Source organism: Actinomycetospora sp. ABD4_176 (assembly GCF_056311855.1).
Window position 1 is genome coordinate 162,767 of sequence record NZ_CM149974.1, and the last position, 23,408, is coordinate 186,174.

At 74.3% G+C, this 23,408-nt stretch carries 22 protein-coding genes; 8 read left to right on the forward strand and 14 right to left on the reverse strand.

The window, feature by feature from the left end:
* Positions 1-54: 54 nt before the first annotated feature.
* Positions 55-1,431 carry an alpha/beta hydrolase family protein gene (locus ACYX4T_RS00710; RefSeq protein ID WP_476012667.1) on the forward strand — a complete coding sequence of 459 codons (1,377 nt, stop codon included), beginning with the start codon at positions 55-57 and terminating at the stop codon, positions 1,429-1,431.
* Positions 1,428-2,654, forward strand: coding sequence for a serine hydrolase domain-containing protein (locus tag ACYX4T_RS00715; protein ID WP_476012668.1), 1,227 nt, complete (start codon positions 1,428-1,430; stop codon positions 2,652-2,654). Before ACYX4T_RS00710 ends, ACYX4T_RS00715 begins: the two co-directional genes overlap by 4 nt.
* A gap of 39 nt (positions 2,655-2,693) precedes the next feature.
* Here ACYX4T_RS00715 and ACYX4T_RS00720 read toward each other — a convergent pair whose 3' ends face one another.
* From ACYX4T_RS00720 to ACYX4T_RS00740, 5 genes are all read right to left on the reverse strand, one after another.
* On the reverse strand, positions 2,694-3,167 hold the full coding sequence (locus tag ACYX4T_RS00720) for an OsmC family protein (RefSeq protein WP_476012669.1): 474 nt from the start codon (positions 3,165-3,167) through the stop codon (positions 2,694-2,696).
* 295 nt (positions 3,168-3,462) lie between these two features.
* Positions 3,463-4,848, reverse strand: coding sequence for an MFS transporter (locus tag ACYX4T_RS00725; protein ID WP_476012670.1), 1,386 nt, complete (start codon positions 4,846-4,848; stop codon positions 3,463-3,465).
* A gap of 184 nt (positions 4,849-5,032) precedes the next feature.
* The gene (locus ACYX4T_RS00730; RefSeq protein WP_476012671.1) at positions 5,033-6,418 is read right to left on the reverse strand and encodes an NtaA/DmoA family FMN-dependent monooxygenase; all 1,386 of its coding nucleotides are present in this window, start codon (positions 6,416-6,418) and stop codon (positions 5,033-5,035) included.
* Positions 6,419-6,429: 11 nt separating this feature from the next.
* Positions 6,430-7,581 carry an LLM class flavin-dependent oxidoreductase gene (locus ACYX4T_RS00735; RefSeq protein ID WP_476012672.1) on the reverse strand — a complete coding sequence of 384 codons (1,152 nt, stop codon included), beginning with the start codon at positions 7,579-7,581 and terminating at the stop codon, positions 6,430-6,432.
* 14 nt (positions 7,582-7,595) lie between these two features.
* Complete coding sequence (locus tag ACYX4T_RS00740) at positions 7,596-8,309, reverse strand: GNAT family N-acetyltransferase (protein WP_476012673.1); 714 nt, start codon at positions 8,307-8,309, stop codon at positions 7,596-7,598.
* A gap of 125 nt (positions 8,310-8,434) precedes the next feature.
* On the opposite strand from ACYX4T_RS00740, the gene ACYX4T_RS00745 reads away from it, so the two are divergent.
* Together ACYX4T_RS00745 and ACYX4T_RS00750 are read left to right on the forward strand one after the other, a co-directional pair.
* Complete coding sequence (locus tag ACYX4T_RS00745; RefSeq protein ID WP_476012674.1) at positions 8,435-9,088, forward strand: nitroreductase family protein; 654 nt, start codon at positions 8,435-8,437, stop codon at positions 9,086-9,088.
* Positions 9,089-9,138: 50 nt separating this feature from the next.
* Positions 9,139-10,155, forward strand: coding sequence for a hypothetical protein (locus ACYX4T_RS00750; protein ID WP_476012675.1), 1,017 nt, complete (start codon positions 9,139-9,141; stop codon positions 10,153-10,155).
* 18 nt (positions 10,156-10,173) lie between these two features.
* Here ACYX4T_RS00750 and ACYX4T_RS00755 read toward each other — a convergent pair whose 3' ends face one another.
* The gene (locus ACYX4T_RS00755; protein ID WP_476012676.1) at positions 10,174-10,770 is read right to left on the reverse strand and encodes a TetR/AcrR family transcriptional regulator; all 597 of its coding nucleotides are present in this window, start codon (positions 10,768-10,770) and stop codon (positions 10,174-10,176) included.
* Between the two features lie 103 nt (positions 10,771-10,873).
* Here ACYX4T_RS00755 and ACYX4T_RS00760 point away from each other — a divergent pair, with 103 nt between their 5' ends.
* From ACYX4T_RS00760 to ACYX4T_RS00775, 4 genes are all read left to right on the forward strand, one after another.
* Positions 10,874-12,076 carry a cytochrome P450 gene (locus ACYX4T_RS00760; protein WP_476012677.1) on the forward strand — a complete coding sequence of 401 codons (1,203 nt, stop codon included), beginning with the start codon at positions 10,874-10,876 and terminating at the stop codon, positions 12,074-12,076.
* A complete protein-coding gene (locus tag ACYX4T_RS00765; RefSeq protein ID WP_476012678.1) occupies positions 12,073-13,020 on the forward strand; it encodes an MBL fold metallo-hydrolase in 948 nt (315 codons plus the stop codon). The genes ACYX4T_RS00760 and ACYX4T_RS00765 overlap by 4 nt, the downstream gene beginning before the upstream one ends.
* Positions 13,017-13,979, forward strand: a complete 963-nt coding sequence (locus ACYX4T_RS00770; RefSeq protein WP_476012679.1) for a fumarylacetoacetate hydrolase family protein — start codon at positions 13,017-13,019, stop codon at positions 13,977-13,979. The genes ACYX4T_RS00765 and ACYX4T_RS00770 overlap by 4 nt, the downstream gene beginning before the upstream one ends.
* An 81-nt stretch (positions 13,980-14,060) precedes the next feature.
* Positions 14,061-14,414 (forward strand): cupin domain-containing protein, encoded by a 354-nt coding sequence (locus ACYX4T_RS00775; RefSeq protein WP_476012680.1) that lies wholly within the window; start codon positions 14,061-14,063, stop codon positions 14,412-14,414.
* Here the strand turns inward: ACYX4T_RS00775 and ACYX4T_RS00780 are convergent.
* The 8 genes from ACYX4T_RS00780 to ACYX4T_RS00815 form a co-directional block, all read right to left on the reverse strand.
* Positions 14,405-15,601 (reverse strand): acyl-CoA dehydrogenase family protein, encoded by a 1,197-nt coding sequence (locus ACYX4T_RS00780; RefSeq protein WP_476012681.1) that lies wholly within the window; start codon positions 15,599-15,601, stop codon positions 14,405-14,407. The two genes, ACYX4T_RS00775 and ACYX4T_RS00780, sit on opposite strands and share 10 nt — an antisense overlap.
* The gene (locus tag ACYX4T_RS00785; protein WP_476012682.1) at positions 15,598-16,980 is read right to left on the reverse strand and encodes an LLM class flavin-dependent oxidoreductase; all 1,383 of its coding nucleotides are present in this window, start codon (positions 16,978-16,980) and stop codon (positions 15,598-15,600) included. Before ACYX4T_RS00785 ends, ACYX4T_RS00780 begins: the two co-directional genes overlap by 4 nt.
* 10 nt (positions 16,981-16,990) lie before the next feature.
* Complete coding sequence (locus ACYX4T_RS00790; RefSeq protein WP_476012683.1) at positions 16,991-18,289, reverse strand: MFS transporter; 1,299 nt, start codon at positions 18,287-18,289, stop codon at positions 16,991-16,993.
* A gap of 197 nt (positions 18,290-18,486) precedes the next feature.
* Positions 18,487-19,761: a sulfate adenylyltransferase subunit 1 gene (locus ACYX4T_RS00795; protein ID WP_476012684.1), complete on the reverse strand. Its 1,275-nt coding sequence runs from the start codon at positions 19,759-19,761 to the stop codon at positions 18,487-18,489.
* The gene (cysD, locus tag ACYX4T_RS00800; protein WP_476012685.1) at positions 19,761-20,666 is read right to left on the reverse strand and encodes a sulfate adenylyltransferase subunit CysD; all 906 of its coding nucleotides are present in this window, start codon (positions 20,664-20,666) and stop codon (positions 19,761-19,763) included. The genes ACYX4T_RS00795 and cysD overlap by 1 nt, the downstream gene beginning before the upstream one ends.
* The gene (locus tag ACYX4T_RS00805) at positions 20,663-21,406 is read right to left on the reverse strand and encodes a phosphoadenylyl-sulfate reductase (protein ID WP_476012686.1); all 744 of its coding nucleotides are present in this window, start codon (positions 21,404-21,406) and stop codon (positions 20,663-20,665) included. The genes cysD and ACYX4T_RS00805 overlap by 4 nt, the downstream gene beginning before the upstream one ends.
* Positions 21,403-21,549 (reverse strand): Insertion element protein, encoded by a 147-nt coding sequence (locus ACYX4T_RS00810; RefSeq protein WP_476012687.1) that lies wholly within the window; start codon positions 21,547-21,549, stop codon positions 21,403-21,405. The genes ACYX4T_RS00805 and ACYX4T_RS00810 overlap by 4 nt, the downstream gene beginning before the upstream one ends.
* Positions 21,546-23,327, reverse strand: a complete 1,782-nt coding sequence (locus tag ACYX4T_RS00815; protein WP_476012688.1) for a nitrite/sulfite reductase — start codon at positions 23,325-23,327, stop codon at positions 21,546-21,548. The genes ACYX4T_RS00810 and ACYX4T_RS00815 overlap by 4 nt, the downstream gene beginning before the upstream one ends.
* Positions 23,328-23,408: the final 81 nt, after the last annotated feature.

Consider the following 23,408-nt stretch of genomic DNA (forward strand, 5'->3'; position numbering starts at 1 on the left):
GAGCGGGTCCCTCGATCCTCCGGCCGTCACCCGACGCCGGTCCGAGGAGCCCCCATGGAGCGCACCACCCCCACCCCGCCCAGCCGTCGCGGGCTGCTGCGCGGCACGGCCGTCGGGCTCACGGGGCTGGCTGCGGTGGCCACGCTCGCGGCCTGCACGGGCAGCACCACGTCCGCGGCCCCGGCGCCCACCGCCGGCCCGACCCCCGGTCCCGCGCCGACGCCGACCCCCACCACGCTGACCGGCCTCGCGTTCGCCGACGGCGAGTTCGACGGCCAGTTCCTGCGCGCGCTCGACACCATCCCCTACGGCGGCGCCGACGTCGGTGAGGCGTTCATGACGGCCCGGCGGATCCCGCCCGGCGACCGCGACGCCTGGCTGCGGGAGTGGCAGGCCCTCGGCGACCGCGTCCGGGCCGACGCCGAGGCGAGCGCCGCCGCGGGTCGCAGGGTCAGCGCGTACGAGGGCTACCTGCGGGCGGTCACCTACTACCGCACCTCCGGCATCTTCCTGTACCGACCGCCGCTCGACCCGCGGTTCGTCGACGCCTACCGGCGCCAGCGCGACGCCTTCGCGCAGGCGGCGCGGTTGTCGGAGTGGCGCACGGAGGCGGTCGAGATCCCGTACGGGTCCACGCGGCTCGCCGCCTGGTGGATCCGGCCCGCGGGCAACGGGCCGCACCCGACGGTCGCGATGGTCGGGGGTTACGACGGCACCAAGGAGGAGTCGTTCCTCGCCGGCGGGGTCGCCGCGCTGCGTCGTGGCTACGCCGTCCTCCTCGTCGACGGCCCGGGCCAGGGCGGCGCGCTCGTCGAGCAGGGCCTGGTCTTCCGCCCCGACTGGGAGGCCGTCGTCACCCCGCAGGTCGACTGGCTGCTCGCCCGGCCGGAGGTCGATCACGGTCGCATCGTGCTGATGGGCCGCAGCTGGGGCGGCTATCTCGCGCCCCGCGCCGCGACCGCCGAGCACCGGGTCGCCGCGCTCGTCGCCGATGCCCCGCAGTACACCCCGGGACCCAGCGCGAAGTACCTGCTGCCCCCGCAGTACCGCGAACAGCTCGACACCGGGAACCCCGACGAGCTCAACGCGGTGCTGCGCGCCGAGATGGCCGAGAGCCCGGAGCTCGCGTTCACGCTGGAGCGCGGGATGCTCACCCACGGGTTCGCGACGCCCCTGGACTACCTGCGGCAGTCGCGGGACTACACGCTCGAGGGCCTCGCCCCGCGGATCACCTGCCCGACGCTGCTGTGCACGGGCGAGGACGACGTGCGCGGCAACGATGCCCAGCCGCTGTTCGAGGCGCTGACCGTGCCCAAGGAGTACATCCGGTTCACGAACGCCGAGGGCGCGGGCGAGCACGACGAGGCCGGCGCGGGCGCGTTGTGGAGCCAGCGGGTCTTCGACTGGCTCGACGCCACCCTCCGGCGATGAGCGCCAGGCACCTCGCCGCCACGGCGGCCGCGCTGCTCGCCGCCGTGCTCGCGCTGGCCGGGTGCGGCGCGCCGGCGCCCGCGCCCCCGGACTACGCCGCCGACGTCACCCGCAGGATCACCGCGGCGATGGCCGCGGACGTCATCCCCGGCGCGGTGGTGCGGATCGTCTCGCCCACGCGGGGCGAGTGGACCGGCACCTTCGGCACCCGCGCGATCGGCCGCGACGACCCGCCGACGATCGACGACCACGTCCGCATCGGCAGCGTCACCAAGACGATGACCTCCACGGTCATCCTCCAGCTCGTGGGGGAGGGCCGGCTCTCGCTCGACGACCCGATCGCACGGTTCCGCCCGGGCGTCCCGAACGGCGACCGCATCACGATCGCGCAGCTCGCGTCGATGCGCAGCGGCCTGTTCAGCTACACCTTCGACCGGGGCTTCGACGCCGCCCTCGACGCCGACCCGGCCCGGGTGTGGACGCCGGACGAGCTGCTGGCCATCGCGTTCTCGCACCCCGTCGACGCCTCGCCGGGCACGGAGTTCGAGTACAGCAACACCAACATCGTGCTGCTCGGAGAGGTGATCGAGCGGATCACCGGTCAGCCGGTCCAGCAGGCCTTCCAGGAGCGGATCTTCACTCCGCTGGGGCTGCCGCAGACGTCGCTGCCGGCCCGGACGGACGCGACGATCCCGGCGCCGCACCCCCGCGGCTACTCGTTCGGGACGAACCTCTCGACGATCGACACCTACGCCCTGCCCCCGGACCAGCAGGTCGAGGCGCGGTCGGGCCGGCTGCTCCCGAACGACGAGACCGACGCGAACCCGTCCTGGGCGTGGACCGCCGGCGGCGCCATCTCCACGGTGCCCGACCTCGTCACCTACGCCCAGGCCCTCGTGGACGGCCGCCTGCTCGACCCGCGGATGCAGCAGGTGCGCCTCGCCAGCATCCGCCCCACCGATCCCGCGCATCCGGGGACGGGCGGCTACGGCCTCGGCATCGCACGGTTCGGGCCGCTGATCGGGCACGACGGCCAGATCCCGGGGTTCATGACCTTCACCGGCCAGGACCCCGCGACGGGACTGACGATCACCATCGCGACGAACCTCGCCACCGTGCCCGAGGGGGAGGGCTCCGCGGTGGCGCTGCTCAAGGCGATCCTGCCGGTCTTCTACCCGCAGATGGCGGTGCCGGGAGACCCCGCGGCCCGGCCGAACAGCTAACGGACCCGGGGCCCGCCGGCACCTCGGCGGGGCACGTCGTCAGACGGCGGCAGGGAGCTCCGCGCGGGTCCAGTCGTTGACGAACTCCAGCCCCGAGCGGCGGAAGAGCTGCGTCACGGGGCAGCGCCGCTCGGTCTCCGAGATCAGTGTCGCGAACTGCTCCTCGCTGGCGTCGGTCTCGACGGTGGCGCGGACCTCGACCTTGTCGAAGTTCGCGTTGCCCTCGGCGCCGCCGACGAGGACGGCGGTGTCCAGGTCGCCCTGGATGTCGAAGGTCCACCTGCCGAGCCGGACGCCGAGGTCCTTGGCGACGAGGCTGGCGGTGACCTGGTTGCACGACGTCAGCGAGCCGAGGGCGTAGAACAGCGGGCTCGGGGCGGCGTCGGCACCGCCGAACGAGGGGTAGGCGTCGGTGCTGAAGACGTGACCGCCGGCGGTGAGCTCCTGCGCGACACCGGTGCCCTCGCCGTGGACGGCGAACGGGACGACGGTCTCCTTGGGCGCGATGGCCATGGGCGGGCCTTTCTGCAGGCGTGGGGGAGCACACCGGGCGCGCGGGCGTGCGGGAGAGCGGAGGACGTGAGCGGATCAGCCGCGACGACACGTGGTCGTCGCGAGCCGGCAGAGGTCGACGTGCAGACGTCGCACCAGCACGCTCACGACCACGTTCCTACCCGATCGCGCGCAACCGGACCAGGCCGGAGCGCGCACGATCACCCACGCGCCGTGCTCGGCGCGGCGGCGAGGTCGCCGAGGTCCACCGAGGAGCGCCGGTGCCGACCGCGGCGATCACGGACGGACGGGCGACTCAGGAGGCGGCCGTCCGCGTCGTGCGCTCCGGGCGGCCGAACCCCGCGTCGGCGCTCAGGTCCCGGTCGCGGGTCTCCCGGTAGGACAGGACCGCGACCAGCGTCAGCACCGAGCTCGCGGCGACGTAGGCCGCGATCGCGTAGCCGGTGCCGAACGCCGAGAGCAGGGCCACCGAGATGACCGGAGCGAGCCCGCCCGCGGCCACCGACGCCAGCTGGTAGCCGATGGACACCCCCGAGTAGCGGACCTTGGTGCCGAACAGCTCGGACAGGAAGGCCGCCTGCGGCCCGTACATGGCGCCGTGCAGGACGAGGCCGACGACGACCGCGAGGGCGGTGAGGGCGAAGCTCTCGGTGTCGAGCAGGGCGAAGAACGCGAACGCCCAGAGGCCGACCCCGGCGGCGCCGAACACGTAGACCGGGCGGCGCCCCACCCGATCGGAGACGGCGCCCCAGAGCGGGATCGTCACGACGTGCACCGCGGCCCCGATGAGGACCGCGCCCAGCACGAACGACGACGGGAGGCCGAACCGCTGGGTCATGTAGGTCGAGATGACGATGGTGAAGATGTAGTAGGAGACGTTCTCGGCGAAGCGCGCCCCCATGGCCGTGACGACCTCGCGGGGGTAGCGGCGGAACACCTCGAGGATCGGCATGGGCTCCTTGGCCGCGGAGGCCCCGCCCGCCCGCTCGGCGGCCGCCGCGGCGGCACGCTCCTGGGCCTGCCGGAACACCGGGGACTCCTCGACGGAGAGCCGCACGTAGAGCCCGATGCCGATGAGGATCGCGGAGAGCAGGAAGGGGATGCGCCAGCCCCAGCTCTGGAACGCGGCCTCGGACTGCACGACGGCCAGCAGCGCGAGCAGGCCGTTGGCGAGCAACTGCCCGGCGGGCGCCCCGGCCTGGGGCCAGCTCGCCCAGAACCCGCGACGCTTCGGGTCGCCGTGCTCGGAGACGATGAGCACCGCTCCGCCCCACTCCCCGCCGAGGGCGAAGCCCTGGATCAGGCGCAGCAGGATGAGGAGGATCGGTGCCGCGACCCCGATGGAGGCGTACCCCGGGAGCAGGCCGATGAGGAACGTCGAGAGGCCCATCATCATCAGGCTGACGACCAGCAGCTTCTTGCGGCCGATCTTGTCGCCGTAGTGCCCGAAGACCAGGCCACCCAGGGGTCGGGCGATGAAGCCGATGGCGAAGGTGCCGAAGGACAGCAGGGTGCCCGCGACCGGGTCGGCGTCGGGGAAGAAGACCGCGGGGAAGACGATCGCCGCCGCGACCCCGTAGAGGAAGAAGTCGTACCACTCGACGGTGGTGCCGAGCATGCTCGCAGCGACCACCTTGATGATCGGTGTGCGAGAGGGAGCCGGGGACGGCGACGCGCTCATGGGCGCAGACCGTAAGCGTCCGGATCGTCCCGCGGTGACGCGAATCGTCACATTCGTCCGCCTGCTGCCGAGCACGGGGACGGCCGGACGATCGTCAGCGCCGTGTCGGGCGATCGATCACGACCCCGTGACCGTGTCGAGCGCGGCGGGCCTCACACCGGTGATCGTGTCACCCGGCCCGGCATCAGGCCTCCACGCCGACCGCCGCGACGGTGGTGGGGGAGGGCCGCAGGCCGAGGTGCTCGCGCAGTGTCGTGCCCTCGTACTCGGTGCGGAACGAGCCCTTCTCCTGCAGCAGCGGCACGACCTGGTCGACGAACGGGTCCATTCCGCCCGGCGTGATGTGCGGGACCAGCACGAAGCCGTCCGAGGCGTCGGACTGCACGAACTCGTCGATCGTGTCCGCGACCCGCTGCGGGGTCCCGACGAACGTGTGCCGCCCGTTCTTGCGGATGACGACCTCGCGCAGCGACAGGCCCTCCCGCTCGCCGAGCTCGCGCCACTCGTGCGCCGTCGCCACCGGGTCCCGGTACATCCGCACGCTCGCCCGGCCCTTCGAGATGTGCTCGCCGGAGTCGACGTCGTCGTCGGTCCTCGGGTCGAACGAGGGGACGGGGCCGTCGGGGTCGACATCGGAGAGGTCGCGGTTCCAGACCTGCTCGGCGAACGCGATCGCCGTCGCCGGCCCGACCTGCTGGTACTGCACCTGCCGCGCGTTCTCCGCGGCCTCTTCCTCGGTGTCCCCGAGCACGAACGTCGCCGCCGGCAGGATCTTCAGGTCCTCCGGGCGCCGGCCGAACTTCGCGAGCCGCGCCTTGACGTCGGCGTAGAACTCCTGGCCGGCCTCCAGCTCGGCGTGCCGGGTGAAGATTGCGTCCGCGCTCGAGGCGGCGAACTCGCGACCCTCCTCGGAGTCACCGGCCTGAATGATCACCGGGCGGCCCTGCGGGCTGCGGGGCACCGGGAAGCGCCCGGAGATGTCGAACTGGTCGGAGCGGATCGCGAACCGCCCCGCGTCCCCGTGGCGCAGGAACTGCCCGCTCGCGGCGTCGGCGAGCACCTCGTCGGCGTCCCACGAGTCCCACAGCGCCTGCGCGGTCGCGAGCATCTCCTGGGCGCGCAGGTAGCGCTTGTCCTTGGGCAGGTAGCCGCCGCGGCGGAAGTTCTCGCCGGTGAACTCGTCCCAGCTGGTCACGACGTTCCACGCCGCCCGCCCGCCGGAGAGGTGGTCGAGCGTCGCGAGCTTGCGGGCGACGTCGAGCGGCTCGTTGAACGTCGAGTTCACGGTGCCGGCCAGCCCGATGTGCTCGGTGACGGCGGCGAGCGCCTGCAGGATCGCCACGTTGTCGGGGCGGCCCATGACGTCGAGGTCGTAGATGCGCCCGCCCTGCTCGCGCAGCCGCAGACCCTCGGCGAGGAACAGGAAGTCGAACTTCCCCCGCTCCGCGGCCTGCGCGAAGCGGCGGAACGACGCGAATTCGATGTGGCTGCCCGACGCCGGGTCGCTCCAGACCGTCGTGTTGTTGACGCCGGGGAAGTGGGCGGCGAGGTGGATCTGCTTCGTGGGCACGGTGCTCCTCCTCAGGTCTGCGCGTAGCGGTCGGCCGGACGCGCGAGGCCGAAGTGGCCGCGCAGGGTGTCGGCGTCGTAGGCGGTGCGGTGGAGGCCCCGGCGCTGCAGCTCCGGGACGAGCTCGCGGGTGATGCGCGGCAGGTCGTGGGCGGTGACGGCCGGGCGCAGGCGGGCGCCGGCGAGGCCGGTGGCGTGCCAGGACTCGAGGACGTCGGCGACGTCGGCGACCGTGCCGGTGAGGATGCGCGCGTCGCTGCGCAGCTCCGCACCGTCGGCCGCGTCGAGGCGGGCGAGGCGCTCCCGCGCGGCGTCGGCGCTGTCGTCGAGCACGACGAGCAGGTCACCGAGCACGCGCAGCTCCTCGCCCGTGCGCCCGACCGACGCCTCCTCCGCACGGACCTGGCGCAGGATGGCCTCCGCGTCCCCGGTCGGCCCGGAGCGCCCGACCCCGCCCGGCGTCACGAACACCAGGTCGGCGCCGCGAGCGGCGAGCCGGTAGGCGACGTCGACGTGCGCGAGCGCGCTGACCAGCGGCTGGCCCTGCGGGGGGCGCGGGGTGATCGAGGGGCCGCGCACCGAGAAGTGGTCGCCGGCGAAGTCGATGTAGTGCAGCTTGTCGCGGTCGACGAACCGGCCGGTCGCGGCGTCGCGGATCTCGGCGTCGTCCTCCCACGAGTCCCACAGCCGGCGCTGGACCTCGATGTGGTCGGCGGCCTCGTCGAACAGGCTCTCGTGGCTCTCCGCGCCGTACTCGCGGCGCCCGAACAGCGCGTACTCGTCCGCCCGCGACGACACCTTCACCCGCACCCCGGCCCGCCCGGTCGTGACGTAGTCGAGCGTCGCGATCTCGGTGGAGACGTGGAACGGCTCGGTGTGCGTGGTGATCACCGTCGGCACCAGCCCGATGTGGCTGGTCACGGGTCCGACGCGCAGGGCGATGAGCTGGGCGTCGAGGCGTCCCTGGGCGCGGTCGGCGCGGTCGCTGTCGAGGGCGAAGGAGTCCTCGATGGTGACGAGGTCGAGCAGGCCGGCCTCGGCCTCGCGGACCTGGTCGACCCAGAAGCCCGCGGTGAACAGCTCGTCGGCGCGGGCGCCGGGCTCGCGCCACGACGCCGGGTGCCAGCCGGTGCCGTCGAGGGCGACCGCCAGGTGCAGGGTCATGGTCCTCCTGTCCGCTACGTCCGCGCGGGGACGGTGCTCGGAACGGTGCTCGGGACGGTCAGCGCGGTGAAGTCCGGACGGGCGCGCAGCCGGAAGCCGAGGGCCTCGTACAGCCGGATCGCCCCGGTGTTGGACGCCGCGGCGTGCAGGAACGGGACCTCGCCCCGCGCCCGGATGCTGGCGACGACGGCCAGGACGAGCCGGGTCGCGAGCCCTCGGCCACGGTGGGCCGCGTCGGTGCAGACCGCGCTGATCTCGGTGTACCCGGGCGGGTGCAGGCGCTCACCGGCCATGGCGACGAGCTCGCCGCCGGAGACGACGCCCAGGTAGGTGCCCATGGTGATGGTCCGCGGCCCGAACGGCCCCGGTCTCGTGCGCGCCACGAGCTCGCGCATCGCCGGGACGTCGTCGGGCCCGAGGCGGACCAGGCCCGGATCGTCGTGGCCGGCGACGTCGTCGCCGACGAGCTGCACCCCGGGCAGCGTGCGCCCGACCTCCAGACCGACCGGGTCGAGGGGCCCGAAGGCCGGGACCACCGTCGTGCCACCGGGTCCGACGAGCGCGGCGACGTCGCCCCACTCGGCGGCGCTGCGGGGCTCGGCGAGGAACGGCGTGACCTCGGGGTCGTAGCGCAGCGCGTTTCCGAGGCCCTGCGCGAGGTGCGCGTGGGCGCCGAGCAGGGAGCTGCGGACCGGCTCGTCGAGCGGCCCGGGGTGTCCGGGTGCCACTCCGACGACAACCGCCCGCGTCGCGACACCATTCCGCACCGGGCCTCGCTCGCCCGCGGACCTCCCGTCGCCGCGCGGGACGTGCCTACGGTGGGCCCGCCCTGTCGATCAGAGGAGGAAGACCCGTGACCGAGCACGTCGACCTGCTCGAGGGCCTGCGCACGACCCCGGCGCGGCGCTATCTCGCCGACACCCCGATCCCCGACGACGTGCTGTGGGAGCTGCTCGACACCGCCGTCCGTGGCCCGTCCGGCGGCAACCGCCAGGCCTGGGGCTGGGTCGTCGTCACCGACCCGACGGTGAAGACCCGTATCGCCGAGCACTACCGGCAGGGCTGGGAGAAGATCTACGGGGTGCGCCGCGAGGAGCTGCTCGACCCGGCCCGCGACGGCGCCGCGGACGGCCTGAGCCCCGCGTCGTTCCGCGCCGCCGACCACCTCGCCCACCACCTGGCCGAGGCCCCCGTGTTCGTGGTGCCGGTGCTGCGCAACGCCTCGGGCTCGACCGACAAGCGACTCGGCGGGTCCATCTACGGCGCGGTGCAGCAGCTGCTGCTCGCCGCGCGGGCGCACGGCATCGGCGGCGTGCTGACGTCGCTGCACCTCATCACCGGCGAGCGGGAGGTCGACGAGCTGCTCGAGCTGCCCGAGGACGCTGCGGCGATGGGCCTCGTGCCCCTCGGCTACCCGGTGCGTGGGCGCTGGTCGACGCCGCGGCGCCAGCCCGTCGAGCAGGTCGTGCACTGGGAGCGGTGGGGCGAGAACCGGTCCCGCGGCTGAGCGAGGCCGGCGGGCGTTCGGTCGGGGACCGGGCGGGGAAGGCGAGCACCGTGGTCGACACCGAGGACGTCGCCGCCCTGCTCGCCCGTGTCGAGCAGCGCGCACCGGCACTCGACCGCGGTGGGTCCGACGTACGCCCGACGCTGCGCGAGCTCGCCGCGCAGGACCTGCTCGCGCTCGGGAGCGGCCCGGAGCGCGCGGGTGAGCTCCCCGACCTCGTGACGCTGGTCGCGGAGCTCGGGGCGAGCTGCCTGGCCACCGCGTTCTCGACGTGGGCGCACCGGATGGTGGTCGACTACCTGGCGCACGCCCGCGCCGACGACCTCGGGGCGCTGGCCCGCGCCGAGCGCTTCGGCTCGACGGGTCTGGCGCCGGCGCTGCGCGAGCTCGCGGGGTTCGGGCCGGTGCCGCTGGTGGCGCGCCGGGACGGGGCGGGCCTGCGGGTCGACGGGCCGGTGAGCTGGGCGTCGAACCTGTTCCCGGGGACCCTGCTGGTGGTCCCGGTCCGGGCTGGCGACGGGCGCGCGGTCGTGGCGATCGACGTCGACGCTCCCGGGGTCACCGTGCACCCGCGGCCGCACCTGCTCGCGATGAACGCCACCGCCTCGTCCTCGCTGACGCTGACCGACGTCGCGGTCGCCCCGGAGCGGGTGCTCACCGAGGACCTGGTGGGGTTCGTCGGCGCCTGCCGGCCGCGGCTCGTGCTCGTGCAGTCGGCGTTCTGCCTGGGGCTGGCGCGGCGGTCGGTGGCCGAAGCGGGCCCGCACCTGACCGGCGTCGCCGCGTCGCTGGCGCCGCGCGCGGAGGAGGTCGCCGGGGCGCTGGCGGCGGCCGAGGGCCGGCTCCAGCGCCTCGCCGCGAGCCCCGCGGCCGCCGGGCCCCGCGACCAGGCGGCCCTGCGCCACGAGGCCGCGCGGCTCGCGGGCGAGGCGACGCGGCTCGAGGCGGCCGTCGTCGGCGGCGCGGGCTACGTCGCCGACAGCCCCACCTCGCGTCGCCTGCGCGAGGCCGCGTTCCTCCCGGTCCAGGCCCCGACCGAGGCCCTGCTCGAGCACCTCCGTCGGTGAGGCGGCGGGGAGCGGCGCTCAGCCGTGCGCGCGGACGGCCGAGAGCACGAGCTCGATCCCGCCGTCGGCGACGTCCGGGAACGACCCGAGCGCGTCCGGGTCGCGGACCCACCGGAAGACCACGCCCATGTACACGTCGGACAGGGTGCGCGCGGCCTCGGCGACGTCGACGTCCGCACGGACCTCCCCGCGCTCCTGGCCCTCGCGCAGCAGGGGCCGCAGGTCGGCCAGGAGCTGGGACTCGTAGCGGATCGGGCCGGTGGCCTCGGTCCAGCCCAGCATCATCTGCCGGGTCAGCTCCGGCTCCGCCTCGACGAGCCGGCTGATCAGCCGGAAGTAGGCGCGGATGCGCTCCGGCGCCGGCTCCTCGGTCGACCCCGTGATCACCTCGACGGCGTCGTCGGCCATCCGGCGGGTCCACAGCATCGGGATGTCGCCCTTGCTGGGGAAGTGGTTGAACGCCGTCCGGCGCGACGTCCCGGCCCGCTCGGCGATGTCGGCCATCGTCGTGTCCTCGTAGCCGCGCTCCACGAACAGCGCGGCCGCCGCCTCGTAGAGGGCGTCCCTCGTCGCGGACGCGCGTCCGCCCCCGGCGCCCTGTCCGGCCGCGCTCACCGTCGCTCCCGTCGTCGTGACGCTTGACACGTCCTGCACTCGGGTGCAACTGTTTCGGCACCGCCACCTGCACCCGAGTGCAACCCTCTCACCAGGGAGAAGTATGTCCAACGTAGCTGCGACGCCGCGGCGCGACGCCATCGACCTCTACCGGCCCGAGGCCCTGCGCGACCCCTACCCCCTCTACGCCGAGCTGCGCGCTCGCGGTCCGGTGACCCACGAGCCCGAGCGGGACATCTGGCTCGTCCCGGGCCACGTCGAGGCCGCCGCGGTGCTGCGCGACCACCGCCGTTTCGTCTCCGGCGACGGCGCCACCTACGAGAGCGCGCTCGGCCGCACCGAGCGCTACCCGCTCATCGAGACCGACCCGCCCGAGCACACCCGCATCCGCCGGGCGGTCCAGCCGCCGTTCGCGCGGGCCGAGATCGAGCAGCTGCGACCGGGGATCGAGTCCGCGGCCGCGGCGATCGTCGAGCAGGCGCTCGCCCACGGGGAGGTCGACGCCGTCCCGGCGCTCGCCCAGCCGATGCCCGACCGCGCGATGGCGATGCTCACCGGTCTCACCCCGCCCAGCTGCCAGGCGCTGGTCGACTGGAGCGACGCCGTCGTGCGCGCCCAGGAGCCGGCGGCGGACCCGCGCCACACCGAGCTCCTGCTCGAGGCCCTGACCTGGCTGGGGGCGGACGGCATCCCCGGCCTGCCCGCTCACTGCCTCGGGCGCCTGATCATGGACGGCGGCAGCACCGGCCGCCTCGACCCGGAGGGCCCGGAGCGGCTGATGACCCTCGCCTCCATCTGGCTGGCCGGCGTCGACTCCACCGGCGCGCTGCTGGGCAACGCGATCGACGCGTTCGTCGAGCAGCCCGACCAGTGGGAGCTGCTGCGCGCCCGCCCCGACCTCGTCCCGAACGCCGTCGAGGAGCTGCTGCGCTTCGAGGCGCCCTTCCGCGTCTTCTACCGCCGCACCCGCGACGAGGCCGAGGTCGGCGGGGTCGCGATCCCCGCCGGCGCGACGGTGTGCGCGGTCCTGGGGTCGACGGGGCGCGACCCCCGGCAGTTCGCCGACCCGGACCGGCTCGACGTGACGAGGGAGAACGCCCGCACGCACCTCGCGCTCGGCACGTCGATCCACCTCTGCCTCGGTGCCCCGCTGGCGCGGATGGAGGCGACGTCGATGCTCACCGAGCTGACCCGCCGGGTGCAACGGTTCGAGCGCACCGGCGACGCGGTGCGCAGCCCCAGCGGCACGATGCGCAAGTTCGACGCGCTGCCGGTCCGCCTCGTGCCGGCAGGAGTGACAGCGTGACGGCGAGCTACGCGAAGGGCCCCCACGACCTGGGCGGCGACTGCCACGCCTGGCTGCTCCCGGAGGGCCGGTGGGGCGAGAGCAACACGGGACTGGTGCGCGGCGCCGGGGTGTCGCTGCTGGTCGACACGCACTACGACCTGCCGCACACCGCCGAGATGCTCGACGGGTACGCCCCGCTGACCGCGGACCACCCGATCCGGACCCTGGTCAACACGCACTCCGACGGCGACCACTGGCACGGCAACCAGCTCGTCGCCGGGCCCGAGGTGGAGATCGTCGCCTCGGCGGCCGCCGCGGCGCTGATGACCCCGGCCGCGATCGCCGAGCTGGCCGGCCTCTCCGACCGCCAGGACCGGGTCGGCGCGTTCATCCGCTCGATCTCGGGCCACTTCGACCTCACCGGGATCGTCGCCACCCCGCCCACCCGCACCTTCACCGGCGAGCTCGACCTCGACGTCGGCGGGCGCCAGGTGCGGCTCATCCAGGTCGGACCCGCGCACACCCCGGGCGACGTCCTGGTCCACGTCCCGGACGCCGGCGTCGTCTACACCGGCGACATCCTCTTCATCGGCGGCGCCCCGCTCGTGTGGACGGGCCCGGTCGCGCGCTGCACCGCCGCCTGCGAGCGGATCCTCGACCTGCCGCTCACCGCGATCGTGCCGGGCCACGGGCCGCTCACGGACAAGGACGGCGTCCGGTGGGTCCGCGACTACCTCGTGTTCGTGGAACAGGAGGCGACCAAGCGGTTCGAGGCCGGCCTGACCGTCGAGGAGGCCGTCGCGTCGATCGACCTCGGACGGTTCGCCGCGATGTCCGAGCAGGGGCGCATCGCTGCGAACGTCCTCAACGTCTACGAGGAGCTCGACCCCTCCCGCCCCCGCGCCGCCCGCCTGGAGCAGTTCGGCCGGATCGCCGCGTTCGAGCTGGGGGAGCAGGCATGAGGATCGCCCGCCTCGCGATCGACGGGACGCCCCGGGCGGGCGTCGTCGACGGGGACGTGGTGCAGCCCCTGACCGTCGGGACGGACGAGCTGCTGGCGTCGGCCGAGCGCGACGACCTGGTGGCGCGGACCGCCGACGGTCCGCCCCGCCCGCTGTCCTCCGTGCGGCTGCTCGCCCCGGTGGCGCCACCGACGCTGCGCGACTACATCACCTTCGAGGAGCACCTCGAGGGCAGCCTCACGCTGCTCGGGCGCACGGCGCCGCCCCCGGAGTGGTACGAGCAGCCCGTCTTCTACTTCTCCAACACCAACGCCGTGATCGGGCCGGACGAGCCCGTCGCGGTCCCGCCCGGGTGCGAGCGGCTCGACTTCGAGCTCGAGCTGGCCGCGGTGATCGGCCGCCCCGGACGGGACCTCACCCCCGAGCAGGCGGGCGAGCACATCGCCGGGTACACGCTGTTCAACGACTGGTCCGCGCGCGACCTCATGGCGCCGGTGGTCCCGGTGGGCCTCGGCCCGGTGAAGGGCAAGGACTTCGCCAACACCCTCGGGCCCTGGATCGTCACCGCCGACGAGCTGGCGCCGTTCCGCCGCGACGGGCGCCTGGCGCTGGAGATGCACGCGGAGGTCAACGGCGTCCCGCTGCCCGGGGGCGGGGACAGCTCGGCGAGCATGGCGTGGTCGTTCGAGGAGATCGTCGCCTACGCCTCGCGCGGGGCGGAGCTGCGGACCGGCGACGTGCTCGCGTCGGGGACCTGCGGCACGGGCTGCCTGCTCGAGTACTGGGCGCAGGCGGGCGAGGCCGCGCCCCCGCCGCTGCGGCCCGGTGACGTCGTCACGCTGGTCGTCGAGGGCATCGGGTCGGTGTCGAACCGGGTGGTGGCGGGCGCGGAGCCGGTGGCCCTCCCGACGGCCCGGGTCGGGCAGACGCGGCGGCCGCGTCCGTGGACGAGCGCCTGATCGTGTCGTTCGGCGGTGTCCGCGACCGGGCCCGAGCGGTGACCATGGTCGTCCACCACCACGGCACGGACGGGGACGACCATGCTCAAGCTCTCCCTCGACGCCTGCGCCCGCCAGCAGCTCGCGGCCGCGCGCAGCAGCTCGGCCGGGCGCGCCGCCCACACGGTGGTGGGCGGGCACGGCAACGTCATGCGCCAGACGGTCATCGCGCTGACCGGCGGCCGCGAGCTCGGCGAGCACGAGAACCCCGGCGAGGCGACGCTGGTCGTGCTGCACGGCCGGGTGCGCCTCGTGTCCGAGAAGGACGCGTGGGACGGGCGCCGGGGCGATCTGCTCGTCGTGTCCGACGGCCGCCATCGCCTCGAGGCCGTCGAGGACGCGGTCGTCCTGCTGACGGTCGCGAAGGTCGGCAACTCACGTGCGGGTCAGAAGTAACCGTTCGTCGGGAGCGGGGCGCCGGTGACGAGGTGGCGGCCGATGGCCGCGGCCTTGTAGCTCGCCGGGTTGTGCAGCGTGATCGTGCGGAGGTTGCGCCAGTGCCGGTCGAGGTTGCGGGCGCGGCTGGACGCCGAGGCCCCGCCGACGTCGAACAGCGTGGTCGCCGCGTCGAGCGCGACGCGGTCGAGGTGCACCTTCACCGACGTGTGCGCCAGCGACGCCGCGAGCAGCAGCTCCTCGGTCGGCTCGCCCTTCTCCCACGCCGCCATCACGGCGTCGATCGCGTCGGCTGCGGTCAGCACCGCCGCCTGCGCCACCCACGCCGTCGCCGACAGCCGGCCCACGGTCTCGTGCAGGATCGGGTCGTCGACGGCCTGCGGGGTGGGCGCGTGCTCGAAGGTGCGGCTGCGCGAGCGGACCACCCCGGCCGCGTCGGTGGCGACCGAGCGCAGGATGCCGGCGACCAGCGCGTGCAGGTAGAGCTGCAGGAACGCGACGTCGCCGGGCGGGCGCGGCTCGAGGCGGGGCCGCGCGCCCAAGACGTCGCGGGGCTCGACGGCGACGTCGGTGAACGTCGTCGTCCCGGTGCCGGTGCGGCTCTGGCCCATGCCGTCCCAGTCGTCGACGACCTCCACGCCGGGGCGGTCGGCGGGCACCATCACCGTGGCGACGCGGTCGTCGGGCACCCGGGCCGCGACCGCGATCCAGTCCGCGTACAGGGTTCCGGTGCTGTAGTACTTGGTGCCGCCCAGGACGAGGCGGCCGTCGACCTCGTCGAGCCGGGTGTCGAACTCGTGCCCGCCCGCCGCGGACGGGCCGGTCTCGCTGATCGCGTTCCCGAACACCTTGCCGGCGCGGATCTCGTCGACCCAGCGCCGCCGCACCTCCGGGTCGGGGTGGCGCAGGAAGCCGATGACCTGGCTGTAGTGGGTGCGCAGGACGTGGGCGACGATCGGGTCGGCCTCGGCGAGGTCGACGACGAACGCCAGCACCTCGCGCACCGACGCGCCCCGCCCGCCCTCGTCGACCGGCAGCGACAGCGCCCCTAGCCCGGCACGCGCCACCGCCGCCACCTCCTCGAACGGCGAGGCGTCGGTCCGCTCCCGCTCCGCGGCGCCCGCGGCGATCCGGGCGAGCAGCGCGGCGACCTCGGGGTCGGCGGCGGTCCGCGACGCCGGGCTCACGAGGCCCCGGAAGAGCGCAGCGCCCCGGCCGGGTGGCTCGCGTCGGCGCGCGGTCCCCGGCCGCCCAGCACCTCGCGCAGCGTCCCACCCGGCGGGGTCTCCGGCATCCGCCCGCGCCGGCGCAGCTCCGGGACGACCAGGGTCGCGACCTGCTCGAACGTGCCCGGCGTGACCGCGTAGGCGAGGTTGAAGCCGTCGGCGCCGGTCTCGTCGATCCAGCGCTCCATCTCGTCGGCGACCTCGGTCGGCGATCCGACCGCCACCGGCCCGCGGCCGCCGACCGCGAGGTGCGCGGCGATCTCGTCGATCGTCCACTCCCGGTCCGGGTCGTCGGTGGTGAACGACGCGAGGGCGGTCTGGCCGGCCTCGGTGTGGACGTGGCGCAGCGGCTGGTCGGGCGGCACGTCGGCGAGGTCGAGCCCGGTCCAGCCGCCGAACAGCGCCATCGCACCTTCGCGGGAGGCCGCGGCGAGGTAGCTCTCGTAGAGCTCCCGTGCTGCGGACGACGTCTCGGCCACCACCGGCGCCAGCTGCACGAAGATCGTCACCGACTCGGGGTCCCGGCCCGCCTCGGCGACCGCCTCCCGGATGCCCGCCACCGACCTCGCGACGACGCCGGTCGTCGGCCCGGACACGAACACCGCCTCGGCGTGCCTGCCGGCGAACGCCTTGCCGCGCGACGAGGCACCCGCCTGGAAGATCGCCGGCGTGCGTTGCGGCGACGGTTCGCACAGGAAGGGCCCGGGGACGTCGAACCACGTGCCGTGGTGGGCGACGTCGTGGACCTTCGCCGGGTCGGTGTAGATGCCGCGCTCGACGTCGCGGACCACGGCGTCCTCGTCCCAGGAGGTCTCCCAGAGCTTGTAGCAGACCTCGAGGTACTCCTCGGCCATCGCGTAGCGCTCGTCGTGCGGCAGCTGCTCGCCCAGCCCGAGGTTCGCCGCCGCGCTCGACAGGTAGCCGGTGACGACGTTCCAGGCGACGCGGCCCTTCGTCAGGTGGTCGAGCGTCGTGAGGCGGCGCGCCAGCGCGTAGGGGTGCTCGTAGCTGACCGACACCGTCACCCCGAACCCGAGCCGCGACGTCGCCGCGGCCATGGCCGGCACCAGCAGCATCGGGTCGCCGAGCGGGACCTGCGCCCCGGCTCGCACCGCCGCGTCCCGCGACCCGCCGTACACGTCGTAGATCCCGAGCACGTCGGCGAGGAACAGCGCGTCGAAGCCCGCGTCCTCGAGCGTGCGGGCGAGGGAGGTCCAGTGCTCGAGGTCGGTGTAGCGGTGGCCCCGGTCGTCGGGGTGGCGCCAGAGCCCCGCCGACTGGTGACCGGCGCAGTTCATGGCGAAGGCGTTGAGGTGGATTCTCCGTTTGTCAGAGAGCACGGCGTCCTTTCTAGACCGCGTCGTCGAACGCGGTCTCGCGGGCGAACAGCGCGGCCACGACGGTCAGCACGGACACGCCGGCGAAGATCACCACGACGGGCCAGAACGACCCGGTGGCACCGACGACCGCCGCCGCCACCAGCGGGGCGAAGCCGCCGGCGATCACCGAGCCGATGCCGTAGCCCAGCGACGCGCCGCTGTAGCGCAGCCGCACGGTGAACAGCTCCGCGAACCACGCCGCCTGCGGGCCGTACATGGCGTCGTGGGTGGCGTTGACCGCGAGCACCACGGCGAGCACGACCAGCACCGTCGACCCGGTGCCGACGGCGAGGAAGAACAGCAGCAGCGCGACGGTGCCGCCGACGGCGCCGAACAGGTAGGGCGTCCGGCGCCCGACGCGGTCGGACAGGATCGCCCACAGGGGCGTCGTGGCGAGGCCCAGCGCCGCCGAGACGACCACCGCGAGGAGCCCGGCGCTCGAGCCGCGGCCGATCTCGCTCGCGATGTAGGTCAGGCCGTAGGTCGTGATCAGCACGAACAGCGCGATCTGCGAGAGCCGCAGCCCGGTGGTCAGCAGGACCTCGCGCGGGGCGGCCCGGAAGACCTCGACGACGGGCAGCCGCGCGACCTTGCCCTGCGCGCGGAGCTCGGCGAACGCGGGCGCGTCGGAGATGCGCAGGCGGATGACCAGGCCGATGATCACGAGCACGGCGCTGGCCAGGAACGGCAGTCGCCACCAGAACTCGACGAACGCGGCGTCGCCGACGGCCGTGCGGACCAGGAAGAACAGCCCGGTCGCGAGCAGCATCCCGGCCGGGGAGCCGAGCTGGGTGAAGCTGCCGAAGAACCCGCGCCGCCGCGGCGGGGCGTGCTCGACGGCGAGGATCGCCGCGCCCGCCCACTCGCCGCCGACCGCGAGGCCCTGGAGGATCCGCAGCACCACGAGCAGCACCGGGGCCGCGACGCCGATCGTCGCGAACGTCGGCAGGACCCCGATCAGCGTGGTCGCGACGCCCATGAGCACGAGCGCCCCGACGAGGACCGTGCGGCGCCCGAGGCGGTCACCGAGGTGCCCGGCGATCACCGCACCGATCGGCCGCGCGCCGAAGCCCGCGGCGTAGGTCGCGAAGGCCGCGAGCGTGCCGGCGGTGGGGCTGATCGAGGGGAAGAACAGCTGGTTGAACACCAGCGCGGTGGCGGTGGCGTAGAGGTAGAAGTCGTACCACTCGATGGTGGTGCCGATCGCGCTGGCGAGCGCGACCCGGCGCGGGGTGCGCGCGGGCGCGGCGGGGGAGGAGACGGCGGACACACGGGCTCCCGGGAGCGGGGGGACGGGGTGCGGAGGCGTGTGTCAGCGACAGGTGCCGTGGGCGGTGCGCATGAGGTCGACGTGGCGGCGCCGCGTCAGATCCCTCCCCGTGTCCACGCGGTGATCCTCGGTGAGCGCGGCGCGGGCCACAACCGGGGTGTGGCGCCGGCCATGCGCCCGCCCACGACCCAGTGGGCTCAGCGCCCGTCGAGCGGCCGGGCGACCAGCGGGCGCCCGACCAGGCCGGCGGCGAGGGTGTCGCCGGCCTGCGGGTCGACGAGCAGGAACGACCCGGTGGCCGCGACCTCGTCGTACGGGTCGAGCGGCAGCGGTTCGGACACCGTCAGCGAGGCCTGGCCCATGTCGTTGATGGCCAGCTCGCCCGGGTCCGGGACGACCGTGAGGTCCTCGGTGTCGAGCCGGTGGGTCACCGCGCCGACGATCGCCTGCACCGTGCGCGTGCCGTGCTTGAGCAGCAGGCGCGCGCCCGGGCGCAGCGGCTTCTCGTGCAGCCACGCGAGCGTCGCGTCGAACTCGGTGACCGGCTCGGGCGCGCCGGGGGCCGCGAGGAGCGCGCCGCGGGCGATGCCGAGGTCGTCGGCCAGGCGCAGGACGACGCTCTGCCCGTCGTGCGCGGCGTCCTGCTCGCCGTCGGCGGTGTCGATGCCCTCGACCCGGGTGCGGTGCCCGTCGGGCAGGACCTCGACCTCGTCGCCCACGCGCACGGTGCCGGCGGCGACCCGCCCGGCGTAGCCGCGGTAGTCGGGGTGCGACTCGGTCCGCGGCCGCACGACGTACTGCACCGGGAACCGGAACGGCGCAGTGTGGTCGGCGCCCTCGACCGACACCGACTCGAGGTGGTCGAGCAGCGTCGGGCCCTCGTACCAGGGCGTCCGCGTCGAGGGCACGACGACGTTGTCGCCCTTCCTCGCCGACAGCGGGATCGCGACGACGGCGTCCTCGGCGTAGCCCAGCGCCTCGCTGAGCCCGAGGAACTCCTTGGCGATGCGCCAGTAGGTGTTCTCGTCGAAGTCGACGAGGTCCATCTTGTTGACCGCGAGCACCAGGCGCGGCACCCGCAGCAGGCCCATCACCGCGACGTGGCGCCGCGTCTGCTCGACGACGCCGTGGCGGGCGTCGACCAGCAGGACCGCCAGCTGCGCGGTCGACGCGCCGGTCACCGTGTTGCGGGTGTACTGCACGTGGCCCGGGGTGTCGGCGAGGACGAACGAGCGCCGCGGCGTCGCGAAGTAGCGGTAGGCCACGTCGATCGTGATGCCCTGCTCGCGCTCGGAGCGCAGGCCGTCGACGAGCAGCGAGAGGTCCGGGTCCCCGCCGCCCACCGTCGCCCGCTCGACGGCCTCCATCTGGTCGGCGAGCACCGACTTCGTGTCGTAGAGCAGCCGCCCGACGAGGGTCGACTTGCCGTCGTCGACCGACCCCGCGGTCGCGAGCTTGAGCAGGTCAGCCATCAGAAGTAGCCCTCTCGCTTGCGGTCCTCCATGGCGGCCTCCGACAGGTGGTCGTCGGCGCGCGTCGCCCCGCGCTCGGTGAGGCGGCTCTCGCGGACCTCGGCCAGCACCTCGTCGAGCGTCGACGCCGTCGACTCCACCGCGCCGGTGCAGGAGCCGTCGCCGACGGTGCGGTAGCGCACCGACTTCGTGACGACCTCCTCCCCGTCGCGGGGCCCGCCCCACGGCCCGCTGGTCAGCCACATCCCGTCGCGGGAGAAGACGTCACGGGTGTGCGCGTAGTAGATCGACGGCAGCTCGACGCCCTCGCGGGCGATGTAGCGCCACACGTCGAGCTCGGTGAAGTTCGACAGCGGGAACACGCGCACGTGCTCGCCGGGCTTGTGGCGGCCGTTGTAGAGGTTCCACAGCTCGGGGCGCTGGCGGCTCGGCTCCCAGGCGCCGAAGGCGTTGCGGAGGGAGAAGATGCGCTCCTTGGCCCGCGCGCGCTCCTCGTCGCGGCGTCCGCCGCCGAACACCGCGTCGTGGCGGTGCTCGGCGATGGCGTCGAGCAGCGGCGTGGTCTGCAGCGGGTTGCGGGTGCCGTCGGTGCGCTCGGCGAGGCGCCCGTCGTCGATGTAGTCCTGCACGCGGGCGACCTCGAGGGTCAGGCCGTAGCGCTCGACGACGCGGTCGCGGAAGTCGATGACCTCCTCGAAATTGTGCCCGGTGTCGACGTGGAGCACCGGGAACGGGATCGGCGCGGGCCAGAACGCCTTCGCGGCGAGGTGCACCAGCAGCATCGAGTCCTTGCCGCCGGAGAAGAGGATCACGGGGCGGTCGAACTCGCCCGCGACCTCGCGCATGACGTGGACGGCCTCGGACTCGAGGGCGTCCAGCTGGTCGGACAGGGCCGGCGCGCTCATCCGTGCAGCCCGCACTCGGTCTTGGAGAAGCCCGCCCAGCGCCCGCTGCGCGGGTCCGCGCCGGGGGCCGGCTTGGCGGTGCACGGCGCGCAGCCGATGGACGGGTAGCCCGCGTCCACCAGCGGGTTGACCAGGATCGCGTGCTCGCGGATGTAGGCGTCCATCTGCTCGTCGCTCCAGTGCGCGATCGGGTTGATCTTGACCAGCCCGTGGCGCTCGTCCCACGTGACCAGCGGCGTCGTCGCCCGCGTCGGGGCCTCGACGCGGCGGACGCCGGTGACCCAGGCGTCGTACCGCGCCAGGGTCGTCTTCAGCGGCTCGACCTTGCGCATCCCGCAGCACGCGCCGGGGTCGGTGGCGAAGAGGTCCTTGCCGTACGCCGCGTCCTGCTCGGCGACGGTGAGCTCGGGCTCGGCCTGCACGATGCGCACGCCGTAGACCTGCGCGACCGCGTCGCGGGTGCCGAGGGTCTCGGCGAAGTGGTAGCCGGTCTCGAGGAACAGCACGTCCACGCCGGGACGGGCGGCGGCGCCGAGCTCGACCAGCACGGCGTCCTGCATGTTCGAGGCGACGACGAGGTCCGCGCCGAACGTCTCGGCGGCCCAGGCGAGGATCTCGCGGGTGAGCTCCTCGTGGCCCACGACCCCCTCGCGGGCGGCGAAGTGCTCGCCGGCGGCGAGGGCGGCGGTGCGCCGGTCCTCGCGGGCCTCGTGGGACGTCTCGGTCGGTGTGGTGGTCATGCTCGTCCTTCCGCCGGCTGCGTGGCTCCGGTGACGACGAAGGTGCTGCGGCAGTCCGCGCACTCCCACGCGCCCCGGGGCTCCTCGCGGGGACGCAGGTCCTGCTCCCCGCAGTACGGGCAGTACTGCACCGCCAACCTCATGACAGCTGCGCCTCGTCCGCGCGCACGACCCACTGGGCGAAGCGCTCGCCGGGCTCGCGGTGCTCGGCGAAGCGGCGGACGACCCGCTCGACGTAGTCGCCGAGCTCGGTCGAGAGCACCTTGTGGCCGCGCAGCTTGCGCCCGAAGCCGGCGTCGAGGCCGAGGCCGCCGCCGAGGTGCACCTGGAAGCCCGCGGCCGGGTTGCCGTCGGCGTCGTTGATGATCTGGCCCTTGAGCCCGATGTCGGCGACCTGCACCCGCGCGCAGGAGTTCGGGCAGCCGTTGAGGTTGATCGAGATGGGCTGCTCGAGGGTGTCCTGGACGTCGGCGAGGCGCCGGTCCAGCTCCTCGACGAGCTCGCCGGCCCGGTTCTTGGTGTCGACGAACGCGAGCTTGCAGAACTCCAGGCCCGTGCAGGCCATCGTCGCCCGCCGCCACGGCGTGGGACGCGCGGGCAGGCCGAGGTGGTCGAGCGCGGTGGTCAGCCCGTCGAGCTTCGCCGGCGGCACGTCCAGGACCAGGATCTTCTGGTAGGGCGTGAGGCGCACCCGCGTCGAGCCGGCCTCCTCGGCGGCCTTCGCGACGCCGACGAGCGTCGAGCCGCTGGTGCGCCCGGCGGGCGGGGCGACGCCGACGTAGTGGTTGCCGTCGACCTGCTGGTGGACGCCGACGTGGTCGATGATCCCGGCGATCTCCTCGGGCGCGGGGCCGTCGACGAGCGACCGGCCGAGGTACTCGTCCTCGAGGACCTGGCGGAACTTCTCCGGTCCCCAGTCGGCGATGAGGAACTTGATGCGCGCGCGGGTGCGCAGCCGGCGGTAGCCGTAGTCGCGGAACACCTGCACGACGCCCTGCCAGACGTCGGCGACCTCGGCGAGCGGCACCCACGCACCCAGGCGCACCGCGAGCTTCGGGTTGGTCGACAGGCCGCCGCCGACCTGCAGGTCGAAGCCGGGTCCGTGCTCGGGGTGGACGACGCCGACGAAGCTGACGTCGTTGACCTCGTGCGCGACGTCCTGCTGCCCGGAGATCGCCGTCTTGAACTTGCGGGGCAGGTTCGCGAGCGACCGGTCGCCGATGAAGCGCTCGACGATCTCCTCGATGGCCGGGGTGCCGTCGAGGATCTCGTCGGCGCTGATGCCGGCCACGGGCGAGCCGAGCACGACGCGCGGGCAGTCGCCGCAGGCCTCGGTGGTGGAGAGCCCGACGGCCTCGAGGCGGCGCCAGATCTCCGGGACGTCCTCGACGCGGACCCAGTGCAGCTGCACGTTCTCGCGGTCGGTGACGTCGGCGGTGTCGCGGGCGAAGGTCTGGGAGATCTCGCCGATCACCCGCAGCTGCTCGGTGGTCAGCCCGCCGCCGTCGACGCGCACGCGCATCATGAAGTGCGGCGCGTCCAGCAGCTCCTCGTCGACGTGCCCGGTGTCGGTGCCCGGGAAGCCTTCGGCGCGCTGGGTGTAGAGCCCCATCCAGCGGAAACGGCCGCGCAGGTCGGCGGGGTCGATCGAGTCGAAGCCGCGGTGGGCGTAGATGTTCTCGATGCGCGCCCGCACGTTGAGCGGGTGGTCGTCCTTCTTCGACTGCTCGTTCTTGTTGAGCGGCTCCCGGTAGCCCAGGGCCCACTGCCCCTCGGCCTTGCCCTTCCGGGCGCGCGCCGGCCTCGGCTTCGGTGGCGCGTCCTCGGTGGCTCCGGGGTGCCGCAGCGGGGTGGTCTCCGCGTACGACTCCTCCGAGGTGCGGGCGTTCTCGGACGAGGGGGCGCCAGGACTAGCGGGCATGCGGGCGGTTCCTCCGGGTGGCGCACGGGCACGCACGACCGCGGAGCAGGGCTCGCCGGACGCGCGCGTGCCCGCTCGGAT